The sequence below is a fragment of the Janthinobacterium sp. PC23-8 genome (assembly GCF_002250505.1).
In the GTDB taxonomy this organism is placed as follows: domain Bacteria; phylum Pseudomonadota; class Gammaproteobacteria; order Burkholderiales; family Burkholderiaceae_D; genus Janthinobacterium.
In genome coordinates, this window is sequence record NZ_NJGY01000001.1 from 1,132,541 (window position 1) to 1,149,960 (window position 17,420).

12 protein-coding genes and 1 tRNA gene are annotated in these 17,420 nt (G+C 59.9%); 8 read left to right on the forward strand and 5 right to left on the reverse strand.

Annotated features, from left to right (window positions below):
• Positions 1-34: 34 nt before the first annotated feature.
• The 4 genes from CD932_RS04960 to CD932_RS04975 form a co-directional block, all read right to left on the reverse strand.
• Positions 35-1,393, reverse strand: coding sequence for a mechanosensitive ion channel family protein (locus CD932_RS04960; protein WP_094441660.1), 1,359 nt, complete (start codon positions 1,391-1,393; stop codon positions 35-37).
• 104 nt (positions 1,394-1,497) lie between these two features.
• Positions 1,498-2,817 carry an RsmB/NOP family class I SAM-dependent RNA methyltransferase gene (locus CD932_RS04965; RefSeq protein ID WP_094441661.1) on the reverse strand — a complete coding sequence of 440 codons (1,320 nt, stop codon included), beginning with the start codon at positions 2,815-2,817 and terminating at the stop codon, positions 1,498-1,500.
• 21 nt (positions 2,818-2,838) lie between these two features.
• A complete protein-coding gene (gene purN, locus CD932_RS04970; RefSeq protein ID WP_094441662.1) occupies positions 2,839-3,447 on the reverse strand; it encodes a phosphoribosylglycinamide formyltransferase in 609 nt (202 codons plus the stop codon).
• Between the two features lie 126 nt (positions 3,448-3,573).
• Positions 3,574-3,972 (reverse strand): barstar family protein, encoded by a 399-nt coding sequence (locus tag CD932_RS04975; RefSeq protein WP_094441663.1) that lies wholly within the window; start codon positions 3,970-3,972, stop codon positions 3,574-3,576.
• 414 nt (positions 3,973-4,386) lie between these two features.
• Between CD932_RS04975 and CD932_RS04980 the strand changes: the two genes are divergently transcribed.
• The 8 genes from CD932_RS04980 (at position 4,387) to CD932_RS05015 (ending at position 16,247) form a co-directional block, all read left to right on the forward strand.
• On the forward strand, positions 4,387-4,899 hold the full coding sequence (locus CD932_RS04980; protein ID WP_094441664.1) for a glycine zipper 2TM domain-containing protein: 513 nt from the start codon (positions 4,387-4,389) through the stop codon (positions 4,897-4,899).
• 108 nt (positions 4,900-5,007) lie between these two features.
• Positions 5,008-5,796, forward strand: a complete 789-nt coding sequence (locus CD932_RS04985; RefSeq protein ID WP_094441665.1) for a spermidine synthase — start codon at positions 5,008-5,010, stop codon at positions 5,794-5,796.
• 45 nt (positions 5,797-5,841) lie between these two features.
• Positions 5,842-7,623 (forward strand): GspE/PulE family protein, encoded by a 1,782-nt coding sequence (locus CD932_RS04990; RefSeq protein ID WP_094441666.1) that lies wholly within the window; start codon positions 5,842-5,844, stop codon positions 7,621-7,623.
• A 65-nt stretch (positions 7,624-7,688) separates the two neighbouring features.
• A tRNA-Lys gene (locus tag CD932_RS04995) sits at positions 7,689-7,764 on the forward strand.
• Between the two features lie 217 nt (positions 7,765-7,981).
• Positions 7,982-10,363: an EcoAI/FtnUII family type I restriction enzme subunit R gene (gene hsdR / locus CD932_RS05000; protein ID WP_094441667.1), complete on the forward strand. Its 2,382-nt coding sequence runs from the start codon at positions 7,982-7,984 to the stop codon at positions 10,361-10,363.
• A 58-nt stretch (positions 10,364-10,421) separates the two neighbouring features.
• The gene (locus tag CD932_RS05005) at positions 10,422-11,897 is read left to right on the forward strand and encodes a class I SAM-dependent DNA methyltransferase (protein ID WP_094441668.1); all 1,476 of its coding nucleotides are present in this window, start codon (positions 10,422-10,424) and stop codon (positions 11,895-11,897) included.
• Positions 11,894-13,687 carry a restriction endonuclease subunit S gene (locus CD932_RS05010; protein ID WP_094441669.1) on the forward strand — a complete coding sequence of 598 codons (1,794 nt, stop codon included), beginning with the start codon at positions 11,894-11,896 and terminating at the stop codon, positions 13,685-13,687. The genes CD932_RS05005 and CD932_RS05010 overlap by 4 nt, the downstream gene beginning before the upstream one ends.
• Positions 13,688-14,135: 448 nt before the next feature.
• On the forward strand, positions 14,136-16,247 hold the full coding sequence (locus CD932_RS05015) for a LamG-like jellyroll fold domain-containing protein (protein ID WP_094441670.1): 2,112 nt from the start codon (positions 14,136-14,138) through the stop codon (positions 16,245-16,247).
• Positions 16,248-16,303: 56 nt separating this feature from the next.
• Here the strand turns inward: CD932_RS05015 and CD932_RS05020 are convergent, their stop codons facing one another.
• Positions 16,304-17,347, reverse strand: a complete 1,044-nt coding sequence (locus tag CD932_RS05020; protein WP_176460883.1) for a lysozyme inhibitor LprI family protein — start codon at positions 17,345-17,347, stop codon at positions 16,304-16,306.
• Between the last annotated feature and the right edge of the window lie 73 nt (positions 17,348-17,420).

Consider the following 17,420-nt stretch of genomic DNA (forward strand, 5'->3'; position numbering starts at 1 on the left):
GTGTGATGAGGCAATTTTGAAGGCGGCAGCGAGGTCAGGGCTGCGTGCCGGGGGGCGTGGGCGCCCCTGTTGTTTCGCCTGCCAGCGCGGCGGGCGGTGTGCCGATAATGCGCAATTCGCGTTGCGGAAATGGTACGGATACCTTATGTTGCTGTAACGTCCGCCAAATCGCACGGTTCACATTCGACTTCACCCCGCCGGCGCCGTTTTCCGGATCTGAAATCCAGAAGCCGATCTGCAGGTCCAGGCCATCGGCGCCGAAGCGCAGCAGGGTCGCCGACGGCGGCTTGCTTTGTACAACGCGCGGCACGCTGGCGGTCGCTTGTTCCAGTAGCGGGAAGATGACGTCGATATCGGTCTCGTAGCCAACCGATACGGTGGTCGACAGCCACACCATGCGATTACTGAGCGACATGTTCTGCACGCCGCCCGAGATCAGCATTTCATTGGGAATAATGGATTCAACGCCATCGCCGCCCAATAGCACAGTATAGCGCGTATTGATCTGCGTGACTTTGCCGCTGAACTGGCCTACCGTGATCATGTCGCCGATGGTCAGGCTGCGGTCGAGCAGGATGATGAAACCCGAAACAAAGTTGGCGGCGATCTTCTGCAAGCCGAAACCGAGCGCCACGCCGAAGGCGCCGCCAAATACGGACAAGACCGTCAGGTCGATGCCCACCAGCGACAGGCTGACCAGCACGGAGACCAGGATCAGCACGGCGCGCCCCATGCGCGAGACCACCACCTTCAGCGACGAGTGCAGCCCCTGCGTCTTCATCAGGCGGTCGTCGAGCGCGGTGCCGGCCCACATCGCCAGCACCATCAGCACGGCCACCGACACAGCGGCTTGCAAGATGGCAGCGACTGACACTTTATTGCGCCCCAGCGGCACGATGATGCTTTCCAGGAATTCATGCAGCTCCGGCCACAAACCCGTGATATACAGGGCCATGCCCAACCACACCACTACCGTGAAGATTTTTTCCAGCAGCAGCATGGTGGGGCTGATCTCGCCATGGCGGGCAAAGATGCGGCGCAGCACATAAAAGCCGAAGCGCACCAGCGCCATCGAGGTGCACAGGGGTACGGCGATGCTGAGCAGATTGACGCTTTGCAACCTGCTCAGGAAATGCTGGGACACGCCCAGCAGCAGCGCCGTCAGCACCGGCGTCAGAATCCGGATAAAGCTTTCGGTGCGAGCACGCACTTCGACGCTGGCCGGCGGCGTGGCGGCGTCGGCGCGCCGGGTCAGCACGGCGCGCAGTTGGCGCACAACAACCCAGCTCAAGGCCAGGCAGGCAATAATGACCAGCGCCTGCCACAGGATGGCGGGCTGGCGGAAATCATCGACGAAGTCGGTGATCAGGTTGAGCAGCGGAGTTTTGGTCATGACGGTGGGGCAGGAAGGTGGTACGGACGAGCAGGACGCGCATGCCAGGCGGGCTGGCGCAGGCAACGGCGGCCGCTGCGAGTGCAGCGGCCGCCCGTCCAGCCTTATTCGGCGTCAGCCGCCTCCGCGTCGTCGGCCGGCTTTGCGTCGGCGTAGACTTTCTTCGGCATCGGCTTGCGTTCGAACACGGCGGCAAAGAAGCCATCGGTCTGGTGCAGGTGCGGCAGCAGTTTCAGGTAGTCGCCCATCTCCAGCGCGATCTTCTGTTCGGCCAGCACCTTGTTCATCGGCACCAGAGTGAAGTCGGGATTGGCGGCCAGGAATTGCTCGGCGATCGCATCGTTTTCTTCGTTCAGGAAACTGCAGGTGGCGTACACCAGGCGCCCGCCCCCTTTGACCAGGCGCGCGGCGCCGGCCAGGATCGCAGCTTGTTTCGCTTGCAACTCGACGATGGAATTGGGCTGCTGGCGCCATTTGACGTCCGGATTGCGGCGCAGGGTGCCCAGGCCGCTACATGGCGCGTCGACCAGCACGCGGTCGATCTTGCCGGCCAGGCGCTTGATCTTGGCGTCGCGTTCATGCGCGATCTGCACCGGATGCACATTCGACAGGCCACTGCGGGCCATGCGGGGCTTGAGCTTGGCCAGGCGCTTTTCCGATACGTCAAACGCGTACAGGCGGCCGGTGTTGCGCATCAGCGCGCCCAGTGCCAGCGTCTTGCCGCCGGCGCCGGCACAGAAGTCGACCACCATCTCGCCGCGCTTGGCGCCGACGATCTGCGACAGGATCTGGCTGCCTTCGTCCTGCACCTCGATGGCGCCGCTCTGGAACAATGGCATGTTTTGCAGCGACGGCTTTTTCAGCACGCGCAGACCCAGCGGCGCGAACGGCGTCGGCGTGCTCAGGATCGGTGCTTCGGCCAGCGCCAGCATCACGTCTTCCCGCGTGGCCTTGAGCGAGTTCACGCGCAGGTCCAGCGGCGCCGGCGCGTTCAGCGCATCGGCCAGCTTCATGGTTTCGGCTTCGCCGTACTGGGCGATCAGCTTGTCGAACAGCCACTTCGGCATGTTCGAGCGCATGTTCGCCGGCATCAGGTTGCGGTCGATCTGCTTGATGCGGTCGAGCCATTCCACTTCTTCTTCCGTCAGGCCGCCCAGCGAATCGGCGCCCATCGCTTCGGCCAGGCCCAGGATGGTCAGCCGGCGCATGGTCGGGCCATTGCCCGCTTCGGCGAAATCGGTAAAGAACGATTTATTGCGCAAGATGGCATAAATGCCTTCGGCGATGGCGCCGCGCTCGCGCGAACCCAGGCGCGGATGGTCGCGGAAATAGCGCGACAAGGTGGTGTCGGCGGGCGCCGTGAAACGTAAAATGTCGCGCAATACTTCTTCAGCATTGGCAAGTATCGCTGGTGGCAATCTCATTGTTATTCTTCCTGTAATATTTTATTGAGGGTCCACGCGGACCTGGCCATGCTCGATCGACAGTTTATCGTCAATGAACAGGCGGATGGCGCGCGGGTAGAGCAGATGTTCCTGTACCAGCACGCGCGCCGATAAGCTGTCTTCTGTGTCGCCCGGCAAGACGGGCACGGTGGCGCTGACCACGGCCGGGCCATGATCGAGTTCGGCGGTCACGAAATGCACGGTCGCGCCATGTTCCTTTACGCCGGCCTCGAGCGCCTGCCGGTGCGTCGCCATGCCCGGGAACAGCGGCAACAGCGACGGGTGGATATTGAGCATGCGCCCCGCATAATGTTCGACAAACGGTTCCGTCAGGATACGCATGAAGCCGGCCAGCACCACCAGGTCGGGGGCGTAGCCGTCGATCACTTGCTGCAAGGCCGCGTCAAAATCGGCGCGGCTGGCATAATCCTTGTTGGCAACGACTGCGGTCGCTATCCCATGTTGCGCGGCAAATACCAGGCCCTGGGCATCGGCCCGGTTGCTGATGACAGCGGCGATACGGGCTGGCCATTGCTCGGCTTTTGCCGCGCGCACGACCGCTTCCATATTGCTGCCGCGTCCGGAAATAAGGATAACGATATTTTTCATAGCGCGCATTGTACCCGCTATGGCGATGTGAATCTAGAAAGGCCGGCATTATTGTTGCGGCGCAGCATACGCCCGCGCGGGCCGCGTCAGCTGGTTTCGCGCTGTGCTTGCCGCGAGGAAGAGCGCTTATTCGAAGGAATAAAAGACGCGGAACGGGACTTTTTTCTCGGCCCAGTAGTCGGCCGCATCGCGAAACACATCGAGCAGGGTTTCGCGCGCTTCCTTGTCGAATTTTTGCGTATTGGGCAATTGCTCGAGTACCACCAGGAAACCTGTCTGGGGGCCGGCCTTGGCCATGGTGTCGGTCAGGCAGAGGCGCAAGGCGTCGAAATTCTTGGCCAGGCTTTTGGGAAACAGGAATGCTTCGGCGATCAGGCCGATGACTTGCTGCTTGGTCAGGCCGGTGTTGCAGTAGGCATATAAGAAGTGCTGCCCGAGACGAACCGCCTCGTCTTGTAACTCGGTCACGCGGAAGGCGCGGATGGACTGAACAAGGTTGGGCGGCACGGTTATTAACAAACTCATTTTTCCCTCAAATCGACCTGTTATGTATGGATCTGTTGTGCTTGTTGCATTTGCCGCCTGCGGGTCAATACGCGCACGGCATATCGGTCACCGCTCATGGAGTGGCGACGGACTGCGTTTTTAAAGCCATACGCGTATTAGGGTAACGTGTTGTTCCCTGTGAATCAACCCGAATATGACATCAAACGCAAGATTTGTTACAAACCATGAGTTTCAACTCAGTTTCAATCTTTTGTATCGATTGAAAGTGCATGTTACAGACCGGGGGGCAAGCTGCTGTTGCTGTTACATTTTGTTGCCAGCCGTATGACACTCGGGAGCACAGGCGCATTACACTGCAGTCATGTTGTCAATCAAAATCAAACAACACCCGACGCCAGACCCTGAGAGATTCTCTACATAACGAGGTAAGAAATGAACCTGCAAGCCAAATTGATCATGTCAGTCCTTTGTATCGGTGCTTTGCCACTCGCCCAGGCTACCGACTTTGAAGATTTCGGCAAGGTCGTGCGCGTGGTGCCGCAAGTCGAACAGGTCAACCGTCCACGCCAGGAATGCCGCACGGAATACGTGCAGGTGCAGGCGCCGCCGCAACAGCGCAGCGCGGGCGGCTCCATCGTCGGCGGTATCGCCGGCGCCCTGCTCGGTAGCCAGGTCGGTGGCGGCAATGGCCGCACGGCCGCTGCCGCCGCTGGCGCGATTGCCGGCGCCGTGGTCGGCGACCGGGTCGACAACCAGAACAACTACCAGGGCGGCAGCCAGGAACAGGCGATCAAGCAATGCCGCCAGGTCGACCATTGGGAGTCGCGCAACAATGGCTACCAGGTGACGTATGATTACCGCGGCCGCAACTACACCAGCATCATGTCGTATGACCCGGGCGAGCGCATCCGTCTGCGCGTTTCGATCGAACCAGCACAACAGTAACGCTTCTGTCAGGCGCTGTGACTCAGTAGTCTATCCAGATAATGCCGGTCCCGAGGGCCGGCATTTTTTATGGCAAGTTATAATGCGGCACACTTCCAGGCCTGCCTTATGCTTATCAAACGAAAATCCATCGAACAAGTCGAATCGTCGCGCCCCGCGCGCAAGCCGCGCTACGCGCCCGTCACCCTGTCTGAAATGGATGGCGTGCGCTACCTGCATTTCGGCACCGAATGGGTGCAGGGCGCGATGCGCATCCGCAAGCCCGACTGGCCGGAACTGGAATACGCGCAACAGATGATGGCGTGGATGCTGTGGATAGAACAACCGCAGCGCCTGGCCCAACTGGGCCTGGGTACGGCCGCGCTGACCAAGTTCTGCTACCGCACGTTTGCGCAGGCACAAGTCGAGGCGATCGAGCTGAACCCGGCCGTGATTACCATCTGCGAATCGATGTTCAAGTTGCCGCCGAATGACGAACGCCTGCATGTGCGCGAGATGGATGCGCTCGACTACGTCAACGACGAGGCCCACCATGGCACGCTCGACGCCTTGCAGGTCGACCTGTACGACGCCACCGCGCGCGGCCCGGTGCTCGACAGCGCCGAGTTCTACAGCGCCTGCTGCGCCTGCCTGGCGCCGCACGGCATCATGACGGTCAACCTGTTCGGCGACCACCCCAGCTACGCAAAAAACATCAAGGCGATGAAATTTGCGTTCGGACAGGTGATCTGCCTGCCTGAAGTCCATGATGGGAACGTGGTGGCGATCGCCTTCAAGACCAAAGTAACGCTCAATGCCGAGGCGCAAGCGGCATTGCTCGAACGTGCAAAACAGATCGTCGCCGATACCAAGCTGCCCGCCAGGAGCTGGCTCCAGGGCATCCAGAGCACGCTGTAAGCCGTCCTGCTTTCACCTTGCCGGCGGCCATGAAAGGCGCCGGCCATGTCCCCTCCTCTCTCTTCCTCGTCTTCTGCCCCGCTGGACCTGCAGGAACTCATTTCCTGGCTGCTGGCCGACGGCCACCTGGCCAGCGCCGGCATCGCCGAGATCCGCACCCGCACGCAGACGGTTTTACAAAACAGCAAGCCCATCCACCCGCTATGCGCGCTGGCCGACTGCCAGCTGCGCTCGGCGCTGGCGCCGCACGCGCCGCTGACCCTCGATACCCTGTGCGCCTGGCTGGCTGGCCGCGCCAGGCTGCCCTATCTGCGCATCGATCCCCTTGCCATCGACTTCAGCCAGGTGGCCGACGTGATGACGGCCAGCTATGCGGCGCGCTTCAATATCCTGCCCGTCGAAAGCAACCCCGAGCGCATCGTGATTGCCACCGCCCAGCCCTACGCGCTGGGCTGGCAGGCGGAACTGGGCCGGCTGGCGCCGCGCAAGCTAAGCCTGGTAATCGCCAATCCTGTCTTGATCGCCGATTACATTGCACAGTTTTTCAGCCTGGCCGGTTCCGTCAGGGTGGCGCGGCAATCGTCGGCGCAGGACTTGTCGCTGCGCCATAACTTCGAGCAACTGGTGGAACTGGGCCGCGGCAAGAGCAGCCTGGACGCCAACGACCAGCATGTGGTGCGCATCGTCGACTGGCTGTGGCAATACGCGTTCGCCCAGCGCGCCTCGGACATCCATCTGGAACCGAAACGCGACGCCGGCCTGGTGCGCCTGCGCATCGACGGCCTGCTGCACCAGGCCTACCAGGTGCCGCCGGTGGTGCTGCTGGCGATGACGGCGCGCATCAAATTGCTGGGCCGTATGGACGTGGTGGAAAAGCGCCGGCCCCAGGATGGCCGCATCAAGACGCGCAACGCCGACGGCCAGGAAATCGAGCTGCGCCTGTCGACCCTGCCCACCGCCTTTGGCGAAAAACTGGTGATGCGCATTTTCGATCCCGAAGTGGTGCTGAAAAGCCTGGACCAGCTGGGCTTTCCGCCCGCCGACGCCCTGCGCTGGCAAGCCCTGACGGCGCGCACCCACGGCATCGTGCTGGTCACCGGCCCGACCGGTTCGGGCAAGACGACAACCTTGTACAGCACCCTGAAGGCGCTGGCGCGCAGCGAAGTCAATGTCTGCACGGTGGAAGACCCGATAGAAATGGTCGAGCCCGCCTTCAACCAGATCCAGGTGCAGCCCGAACTGTCGTTTGCCGACGGCGTGCGCGCGCTGCTGCGCCAGGACCCCGACATCATCATGGTCGGCGAAATCCGCGACCTGGCCACGGCCGAGATGGCCATCCAGGCGGCGCTGACGGGCCACCTGGTGCTGTCGACCCTGCACACCAACGACGCGCCCTCGGCTGTCACGCGCCTGCTGGAACTGGGCGTGCCCGGCTATCTGCTCGAAGCGAGCCTGATCGGCGTGCTGGCCCAGCGCCTGCTGCGCTGCCTGTGCCCACAATGCAAGCAGGAGGCCCAGGCGCCCGCTGCCGCCCAATGGAACAGCCTGACCGGCGGCCAGCTGGCGCGCCCCGATACTTGTTATCGCCCGGTGGGCTGCGCCAGTTGCCGCCAGAGCGGCTTTCTGGGCCGCGCCGGCATCTATGAACTGTTGAGCGTCACGGAACGCTTCAGCCAGCTGATCCGCGAAGGCGCCGACCTGCACGCGCTGCGGCGCCAGAGCATACAGGACGGCATGACCCCGCTGCGCCTGGCCGGTGCGCAGCAGATCGTGGCGGGCTTGAGTACCATCGAGGAAGTGCTGAAGATCACGGCCGCCCTGCATTGAGTTCAACACCGGCAACAAGAAGGTTTTGCATTCTTTCAAAACTCCTATATAATGCGGCCTCTTTCGGGTCGTTAGCTCAGCTGGTAGAGCAGCGGACTTTTAATCCGTTGGTCGCAGGTTCGAATCCCGCACGGCCTACCACGAATGCGCAGTACAAAAAAGCCCCTCCCCACGGAGGGGCTTTTTGCTTTCTGGTCGCTCTTTGGTCGCTCTTTGGTCGCTTGCCTCGGTTGAAGTGGTGGCAGAAATCTCAGAACTAAACGTTGCCTTTGAGCTATGATCTTGCAGATACTCAAACATCCTCGCTGGCGATCATCGCTGGCGATCATCGCCAGCGCGTTCAAGGCCCCCTATCCCGATGACCGACAAAAAAAATCTTTCCGAACGCGACATCTGCACCAAGTACATCACACCTGCCATTACTACAGCAGGCTGGGATCTACATTCGCAGATTCGCGAAGAAGTGAGCTTCACCAAGGGCCGCGTCATCGTTCGTGGCAAGCTCCATGCACGCGGCGAGCAAAAACGCGCTGACTACATTCTGTATTACAAGTCCAATATCCCTATCGCCGTTATTGAGGCCAAAGAAAACGGGCACAGCGTCGGCGCAGGCATGCAGCAGGCGCTGAACTACGCTGAAACACTGGGCGTGCCGTTTGTGTTCAGCTCAAATGGCGATGCCTTCCTGATGCACGACCGCACTGGCCTTGCCGACAAGGTCGAACGAGAACTGGCGCTGGACGCCTTCCCGTCGCCAACGGAACTCTGGCAACGCTATTGCCAGTGGAAGGGCCTGGACACCAAAGAGGCGCGCCACACTGTCGAAATGCCCTACCACGACGAGGGCAGCGGACGTACCCCGCACTACTATCAAGCCAACGCCATCAACAACACGGTGGAAGCGGTCGCCAAAGGCCAGCAGCGCATCCTGCTGGTCATGGCCACCGGCACAGGCAAAACCTACACCGCGTTCCAGATCATCTGGCGTTTGTGGAAGTCCGGCACCACGAAGCGCATCTTGTTCCTGGCCGACCGCAATATCCTGGTGGACCAGACCAAGAACAACGACTTCAAGCCGTTCGGCCCGGCAATGACCAAGATCAGCAAGCGCCAGATCGACAAAAGCTACGAAATCTACCTGTCGCTGTATCAGGCTGTCACTGGCAGCGAGGAAGAGCAAAATATCTACAAGCAGTTCTCGCCGGATTTTTTTGACCTGATCGTGATCGACGAGTGCCATCGCGGCAGCGCGGCCGAAGACTCGGCCTGGCGTGAAATCCTGGCCTATTTTTCCTCGGCCACGCACATCGGCTTGACGGCGACACCGAAGGAAACCAAGGACGTGTCGAGCATCGTCTATTTTGGCGAACCGGTCTACAGCTACACATTGAAGCAAGGCATCGAGGACGGCTTCCTCGCGCCGTACAAAGTCGTGCGTATCGACATCGACAAGGACGTGCAGGGCTGGCGTCCCAGCAAGGGCCAGGTAGATGATAAAGGCCAGCCGATAGAAGACCGCGTGTACAACCAGATCGACATGGACCGCACGCTGATCCTGAAGCAGCGCACCGAGTTGGTCGCCAGGAAGATCACCGAATTCTTGATCGCAACTGATCCCTACGCCAAGACCATCGTATTCTGCGATGACATCGACCACGCCGAGCGCATGCGCCAGGCCTTGGTCAACCTGAATCCGGAACGGGTCAAGGAAAGCCGCAAATACGTCATGCGCATTACCGGCGACGAAATCGAAGGCAAGGCAGAGCTGGACAACTTCATCAACCCCGAAGAACGCTACCCGGTGATCGCCACCACCTCCAAGCTGATGACAACCGGCGTCGATGCGCAGACCTGCAAGCTGGTGGTGCTGGACCAGCACATCAAGTCGATGACCGAGTTCAAGCAGATGATCGGGCGCGGCACGCGCATCAACGAGGACTACGGCAAGTTCTGGTTCACCATCATGGACTTCAAGAAAGCCACCGAGCTGTTTGCCGATCCCGCGTTCGATGGCGAACCCGTGATTATCTACGAGCCCAAGGGCGATGAGCCGCCCGTGCCGCCAGAGAACGATCCAGAAGAAGTCGTCATCGGCGAAGACGGCCAGCCGGTACCGCCGGGTGCCGCCGATACCGGCCCCACAACCGCAGGGCCAGGCGAAGGTGGAGCACCCGGCCCCGGACGCATCAAATACGTGCTCGGCGACGTGACGGTGTATGTCGTTGCCGAACGTGTGCAGTATTACGGCCCTGAAGGCAAGCTGATCACCGAATCGCTCAAGGACTACACGCGCCAGACCGTGCGCAAAGACTACTCATCCCTCGATGACTTCCTGCGCCGCTGGGACAAGACTGAGCGCAAGGCCGCCATCCTGCGCGAACTGGAAGAGCACGGCGTCCTGCTCGAGCCGCTGGCCGAAGAAGTCGGCAAGCATTTCGACGCCTTCGATCTGATCTGCCACGTCGCTTTCGACCAGCCGCCGCTGACCCGCCGCGAGCGGGCGGACAACGTCAAAAAGCGCAACTACTTTGCCAAATACGGCGAGCAGGCGCGCAAGGTGCTTGAAACGCTGCTCGAAAAATACGCCGACACCGGCATCGAGAACATCGAAGACATCAAGATCCTGACGCTCGATCCCTTCAAGAGCATGGGCACCGCCAGCGAACTGGTATCGGCCTTCGGCGGCAAGCAAGGCTATACTATCGCCCTGCACGAGCTAGAGAAGCATCTCTACGCCTAGTTCTACGCCTAGTTGCCAGTTTTTCCTCCTTATCCATTACCGTAAAGCAGTCCACTTCATGAGCATTTCCAGCACCATCAAATCCATCCAGGACATCATGCGCAAGGACGTCGGCGTCGATGGCGACGCCCAGCGCCTCAGCCAGCTGGTCTGGATGCTTTTCCTGAAAATTTTTGACGACCGCGAGAGCGAATGGGAACTGCTGCAAGACAATTACAGATCGCCATTGCCGGAAAAATACCGCTGGCGTAACTGGGCGGCAAACGCCGAAGGCATGACCGGCGACGCGCTCAAGCAGTTTCTCGACAACGACATGTTCCCCGCCCTGCAACAGCTGGAAGCAAAGGGCGGCGACCAGCGCGCCTACGTGATCCGCTCCGTGTTCGAGGATGCCTACAACTACATGAAGTCCGGCCAGCTGATCCGGCAGGTCGTCAACAAGATCGAGGAAGGCGTGGACTTCAACAAAGCGCAGGAGCGCCACCTGTTCGGCGACATGTACGAACAATTGCTGCGCGACTTGCAGGCCGCAGGCAACGCGGGCGAGTTCTACACACCGCGCGCCGTGACCGAATTCATGGTGCGCATGGTGAACCCGCGCCTGGGCGAAAAGGTGATGGACCCGGCCTGCGGCACGGGCGGCTTCCTGACCTGCTCGATTGAGCACATCCGCAAGCAGGATGTGAAGACGGTGGAAGACGAAGGCCGGCTGCAAGCGGGCATTCATGGCATAGAAAAGAAGCCGATGCCGCACCTGCTCTGCACCACCAACATGATTCTGCATGGCATTGACGTACCGATCAATATCCGCCACGACAATACCCTGTCCTACCCTTTGATCAGCTGGGGACCAAAGGAGCGCGTCGATGTCATCGTCACCAATCCGCCGTTTGGCGGCATGGAAGAAGACGGCATCGAGACCAACTTTCCCGCCGCTTTCCGTACCCGCGAAACTGCCGACCTGTTCCTGGTGCTGATCATGCAAATGCTCAAAGCCGGTGGCCGCGCCGCACTGGTTTTGCCGGACGGCTTCCTGTTCGGCGAAGGCATCAAGACCCGCATCAAGGAAAAGCTGCTGGAAGAATGCAACCTGCACACCATCGTCCGCCTGCCCAATGGCGTCTTTGCTCCGTACACCGGCATCAAGACCAACCTGCTGTTCTTCAGCAAGGGCACGCCAACCGAGCATATCTGGTTCTACGAGCACCCTTACCCGCCCGGCGTAAAAACCTACAACAAGACCAAGCCGATGAAGATCGAAGAATTCGATACCGAGGCCGCATGGTGGGGCACGGAGTCGGACGGCTTCAAGCACCGGGTCGAGAACGAACAGGCATGGAAGGTCAGCCTGGAAGAAATCAAGGCGCGCAACTACAACCTCGACTGCAAGAACCCGCATATCGGCGAACAGGAAATCCATGACCCCGATCTGCTGCTGGCGCAATACAAGGCCATGCAGGATGATATCGCCACCCTGCGCGCACAACTCAAGGACGTACTGACCGAAGCGCTGCAACGCGAGGTCAAGGCATGAACGCAGTTCAGCAATTGCTGACCGATCATATCGACATCTGGACGGCGGCAGAAACCGAGAAGAAATCAGGACGAGGCCGCGCAGCAGGTAATGCCGCGAGCGTGTACGGCATCAAGAAATTGCGCGAGTTGATTCTGGACCTCGCGGTGCGCGGGAAGTTGGTGCCGCAAGATGCAAACGATAAGTCAGCCAGCGAATTATTCACACGTATCGAGGCTGAGAAAACCAAGCTGATCGCGGAAGGTAGAGTCAAAAAAAACAAACCACTCTCTGCGATTTCTGATGACGATCAACCATTTCCGTTACCGCTGGAATGGACATGGTTAAGACTAGAAGATTTAATGCCGCAATTCCAAAATGGCGCATCAAGCCGTGGCGATGTCGATGGCGAAGCGGTCGTCGTATTGCGACTGGCAGATATTAAAGACCGACGCATCGTGCTTGAAGATCCGAGGGAGCTTTTGATAACACCAAGCCTAATCGGAAAATACCACTTATCAAAAAATGATATTTTGATTGTACGTGTGAACGGAAGTTCTGATTTAGTTGGCGGATTTATTGTTTGCGAAGGAAACTTTAATGGAATTTATTGCGACCACTTCATTCGCATGAAAGTCCCTCAAAATATAATGAATTCTAATTTTCTTGGATTAATTGGATCTTCAGGCTTAATCAGAAATAGAATAAATGATTTGTTCATTACAACAGCAGGGCAGAAGACAGTAAATCAAGGTCACATTTCTTCATTGCTAGTACCAGTTCCAAGCATCGCGGAACAACACCGCATCGTCGCCAAAGTCGATGAGCTGATGGCCCTGTGCGACCAACTGGAAGCCCAACACAGCGACGCCGCCGACGCCCACGAACAACTCGTCAGCCACCTGCTAGACACGCTCACGCAATCGCAAAGCGCAGCAGACTTCAACGCCAACTGGCAACGCATCGCCGCGCATTTCGACACCTTGTTCACCACTGAAGCAAGTATCGAGGCGCTCAAGCAAACCTTGCTGCAACTAGCCGTCATGGGCAAACTGGTAGCACAAGATGCGAACGACGAGCCAGCTAGCGAATTACTCAAACGGATTGAGGCTAAAAAAGCTAAGCTGATTTCTGAGGGTAAAATCAAGAAAGAGAAAATGTTGGCGACGATTTCCGAGGATGAAAAACCCTTTGATTTGCCAGCAAATTGGGAATGGGTTCGACTTGGTAAGCTAGTCGAAAAGAGCGGTGCTGGTTGGAGTCCAAGCTGTGAAGGTCATGCGCGCGAAGGAGATTCATGGGGAGTGCTAAAAGTGAGTGCAGTATCGTGGGGAAAATTTTTGCCGAATGAAAACAAAGCACTTCCGAAAACATTGGAGCCTCGGCTCGACTGTGTTGTCGAATCTGGCGATTTTCTTATCACACGTGCGAATACTGATGAGCTAGTGGCGCGAAGTGTTGTTGTCGAGAATTGCCCTCCAAACCTAATGCTATCGGATAAGATTGTTAGGCTTCGGCTTTCCTTGTTGTGCAGCAACAAATTCATTAACCTTGTCAATTTATCGCCATTTTCAAGAAATTATTACGCTCTAGCTGCCGGCGGAACCAGTAGCTCGATGAAAAATGTAACGCGAGAGCAAATATTAAATTTGGTCGCAGGAACGCCACCGCTTGCGGAACAACACCGCATCGTTGCCAAAGTGGATGAATTGATGGAATTTTGCGACCGACTTAAGTCGCGCATCACGGCGACCAACCAACAACAGAAAAAACTGGCGGATGTTCTAGTTGAGCACGCTGTTGCTGGGTGAGGTGGCGCTTTGATCCGAATGTGGCGGCACGTGTTCGGCGGTGAACAGATGGGACTTCCGTCCAGGTGAGCAGACTTCGCGACTTTTCCAAAGTTACTGTGTCCATACGCTCCCAGTAAACCGTAAACCGGATTAAAACCCCAGTCGCCCGCACAGGCCCACCGGGCCAAGCGAGCCTGAAAAATGTCGAGGGCAAGGCGCAGCGACGAAGACAGTACGCATGTACGGCGAGGAGCTGCAACGCCGCCATCGGCATTTTCTCAGGCTTGCGTCTCCGGCCCGCCATTTTTACGTTTTTACGTTTTTACGCCTTACGCATTTACATGCGTCGGACAGCTTAACTGAACGGCATTACTCCCCACGGAGGGGCTTTTTTCGTTAACGCTGTCATGAACCCGTCACGCTCACGCAATAGACTGGCCGCTCTTCTTTTTGTGAGCACCATTCCATGAACCAGCACGACGAAAAGCAATCTTCATTCACTCCTGTCGCAAGCGCTGACGCGCAACGCCCGCAGCGGCGCGCCTTGCTGAAAATGGGCCTGGCGTCGGCGTCCGGGCTATCGCTCGGCGGGCTGCTGGCCGGCTGCGGCGGCGGTGACAGCGGCAGCGCCAATGGCGTTACGACACCGGTGGCGGTGCCGCCGAGCACGCTTATATCCAGCTTCGCCCTCGCGGTGCTGCCCGATACGCAGTTCTACTCGCGCTATGCAACTTCGTCGGAAAGCAACCAATACGAGCGCCACTATGGCAATGAACCGTTCGCCGCGCAGACCAACTGGGTGGCGCGCAACGCGGCCGCGCTGAACATTCCTTTCCTGATCCATCTGGGCGACGTGGTCGACCAGGTCGGCAAACCGGAACAGTGGAAGGTGGCCGACAGCGCGATGCAGGTGCTGGAGGTCAACAAGCTGCCGTATTCGATCCTGGCCGGCAACCACGACGTCGTCAACGATCTCGACTATCAGGGCGACCAGAGCAAGGGCACCGACAGCCAGCGCGTGCTGGCCAACGAGCCCTATCTGCAATGGTTCAGCACCCGCCGCGCGCAGCGCCAGGCGACCTTCGGCGCGCGCGACGCGAGCGGCTTTCACGAATACCATATCTTCACGGCGCAGGAGCAGAAGTTCCTGGTGCTGTCGCTGTCGTGGCGCATTTCCGACGCCGGCATCGCCTGGGCGCGCAAGGTGATGGCCGACAACCCGACCCTGCCCGTGATCCTGGTCAACCACCAGCTGATCAATATCGCGGCGGACGCCGTCAGCCCGCTGGAAACCGATTACGGCAAGATGCTGTGGGAAAAACTGATACGCGACAACGATCAGATCTTCATGACCTTGAACGGCCACCACCACGGCGCGGCGCGCCTGACCAAGACCAACAACTTCGGCAATCCGGTCGAGGAAATGGTGGTCGACTACCAGATGGACTACCAGGGCGGCAACGGCCTGATGCGGCTGTACGAATTCGACCTGACCAACAACCAGATCAAGGTGCTGTCGTTCTCGCCGTGGGTGCCGATGAAGCCGGCCGACACGCGCAACGCCTTCGACCGCGCCGTGCTCACCGAGGCCAACGAGGCGTTCACCATCAACATCAATTTCGCCAAGCGTTTTGCGCGCTTCAACACCACCTTCGGCACCGGCAAGGCAACGATTGCATCCTCGCTGATCGAGCAGGCCAGGGCGATGGTGCTCAAGGGCTACACGGAGCCGGCCGTGGTGGTGCCGGTGGCGCCCAAGGACGCCGACGATTATCCTAAAGTGGCCGCTACCGTGGCGCACTGGCGCTTCTTCGGTGGTGCCGACGGTGCAGCGGTGGCGCCGGGCGCGCGCATCGCCGACGTGACCGGCGCCAATCCGCTCACGCGCGACGGCCTCAACAAGGGCGGCATCGTCGGCGCCCAGGCCGGCGACATCGTCTGGAGCAGTGACCGCCACCGGCTGTCATCGGCGCCGGGCTCGGTCAGCTTCGTCAACACCGACAAAAATGCGCCGCGCCTGAGCTATTTTGTCACCGATCCCTCGGCAGCGATCAACGCGCAAACCTTCGCTACCACCGGCTACACGATCGAAGCCTTCGTCAAGATCAACCCGGCGTGGGACAAGACGAAGCATGCGTGGATGAACATCATGACGCGCGACGGCAAGCGTGGCGACCTGGCCGGTTTCATCGGCGGCGACCCGGAATCGCCGCCGCTGCTGTTCGCCATTTCCAGCCTGCGCGAAGTGCAGTGGGAAGTAGTGCCGGACGTGACGGGCAAGCGCGATGCGCTGGCCAGCTGGTCGGGCGAAATCATCGCCGGCACCTGGGTCCATATCTCCATCGTCAACGACCCGGCCACGCACGACACCGTGATGTATGTCGAAGGCGCGCCGGTGCTGCGCAACAGCAGCAATGTCGTCGGGCTGGCGACCTTGTCGGCCACCTCACCCTGGGTGGTGGGCGGCGGCTCGTGGGACGGTGCGCGGGCGGACGGTTTCTTCGGCAATATCGGCGAGGTGCGGGTCGCCGCTAGCGCGCTGGCGCCGGCGCAATGGCTGACGGCGCGCCGCGCTTAAGCTCAAGGCCAGACATCCCGTGCGCGCCGGGCCTGGCCGGTCCACCGGCTGGCGCATCAGTGCTGCAGCGCTTCCAGCTGCGCATTGCGGCGCGCCGTCAGCATGGCGGCCCAGGTGTGGCTGGTGACGGACGGATAATGCACGGCGCCAAAATCGATCCAGGCGTCGCGATACTTGAGCCACAAACGCTGGGTGTCGCGGATGCCGTCCTTGTCGACGGCCCCCGCGTCGTCTGGCCTGGGCTGCTTCATCAGCTTGCCGTAGATCACGTTCAGCTGCTTGTCGAGCGCCTGCGCCTGGGCTTGCGTCATGGCTGAGGGCAACTTGCCTGTCTCGTATTGCTTGACGTCCTGGGCCAGCAATTCCAGCTCGGCCGTGCGTGCGGCGATGCTCATGGCGGCGCGCGCCGTGCCGCCGAGGTCGGTTTCTTTTGCGGCGCGGGCGTCGGCGAATTTGGCGGTGGCCGCTTCAAGCTTCTGCCAGGACGCTTGCGCGGCAGCCGGCCAGGCTGCCGTGGCCTTGCCGCTGGCCTGGCTGCGCACACGGTTTTTCTGGCGTGCATCGATGGCGCTGCACACGCCCATCATGTAGCCGCTGGTGATGTCGTCGCACAGGTCGATCTTGCCCTCGCCACTGGCGGCCAGTTTTTGCAAATGCTCGACCCTGCCCGCCATTTCGGCCGGCGCCGCAGTAATGCTGCACGCATATTTCATGGCCAGCGGCGGCGCTTTCGTCACCCCCTGCCCGTTCTGGTACAACATCATCAGCACTTCGCTGTTGCTGGTGGCCAAGGCGCAATGGCGCACCTGGCGCCAGTCGTCCGGCCTGGGCGCCGACATACTGCTGGTATCGTAATACAGGTCGGCCGCCTTGCATTGCTGCAACGCGCTGGCGGCAGCGGGCGCGGGCAGGTCGGCCGGCGGCGGCGCGGCCTTGGCCACCTTCATGCAGGCGGCGTACCAGGCGGTCGTTTCCGCCTGGCCCACGCCCATGGCGCTGGTATTCGGGTACGGCGCGGCTTCGGCGGACGTCGCCAGGCTGCCCATCAGCGAACAGGAAACAAGAAAAACCGTTTTCAACAGGGTGTGGTCAATTTTCATGGGCTGGCAATGCAAGCATGGGGAAAGTGGCAAGTTTAGCCCATCGCCTGCCATGCTTGCGCACCACAGCCGT

What these genes read in the sequence shown, in the direction of transcription:
- CD932_RS04960 (WP_094441660.1), bottom strand. Translation starts at nt 1,393, where the DNA reads ATGACCAAAACTCCGCTGCTCAACCTGATCACCGACTTCGTCGATGAT.
- CD932_RS04965 (WP_094441661.1), bottom strand. Translation starts at nt 2,817, where the DNA reads ATGAGATTGCCACCAGCGATACTTGCCAATGCTGAAGAAGTATTGCGC.
- purN (WP_094441662.1), bottom strand. Translation starts at nt 3,447, where the DNA reads ATGAAAAATATCGTTATCCTTATTTCCGGACGCGGCAGCAATATGGAA.
- CD932_RS04975 (WP_094441663.1), bottom strand. Translation starts at nt 3,972, where the DNA reads ATGAGTTTGTTAATAACCGTGCCGCCCAACCTTGTTCAGTCCATCCGC.
- CD932_RS04980 (WP_094441664.1), top strand. Translation starts at nt 4,387, where the DNA reads ATGAACCTGCAAGCCAAATTGATCATGTCAGTCCTTTGTATCGGTGCT.
- CD932_RS04985 (WP_094441665.1), top strand. Translation starts at nt 5,008, where the DNA reads ATGCTTATCAAACGAAAATCCATCGAACAAGTCGAATCGTCGCGCCCC.
- CD932_RS04990 (WP_094441666.1), top strand. Translation starts at nt 5,842, where the DNA reads ATGTCCCCTCCTCTCTCTTCCTCGTCTTCTGCCCCGCTGGACCTGCAG.
- hsdR (WP_094441667.1), top strand. Translation starts at nt 7,982, where the DNA reads ATGACCGACAAAAAAAATCTTTCCGAACGCGACATCTGCACCAAGTAC.
- CD932_RS05005 (WP_094441668.1), top strand. Translation starts at nt 10,422, where the DNA reads ATGAGCATTTCCAGCACCATCAAATCCATCCAGGACATCATGCGCAAG.
- CD932_RS05010 (WP_094441669.1), top strand. Translation starts at nt 11,894, where the DNA reads ATGAACGCAGTTCAGCAATTGCTGACCGATCATATCGACATCTGGACG.
- CD932_RS05015 (WP_094441670.1), top strand. Translation starts at nt 14,136, where the DNA reads ATGAACCAGCACGACGAAAAGCAATCTTCATTCACTCCTGTCGCAAGC.
- CD932_RS05020 (WP_176460883.1), bottom strand. Translation starts at nt 17,347, where the DNA reads ATGAAAATTGACCACACCCTGTTGAAAACGGTTTTTCTTGTTTCCTGT.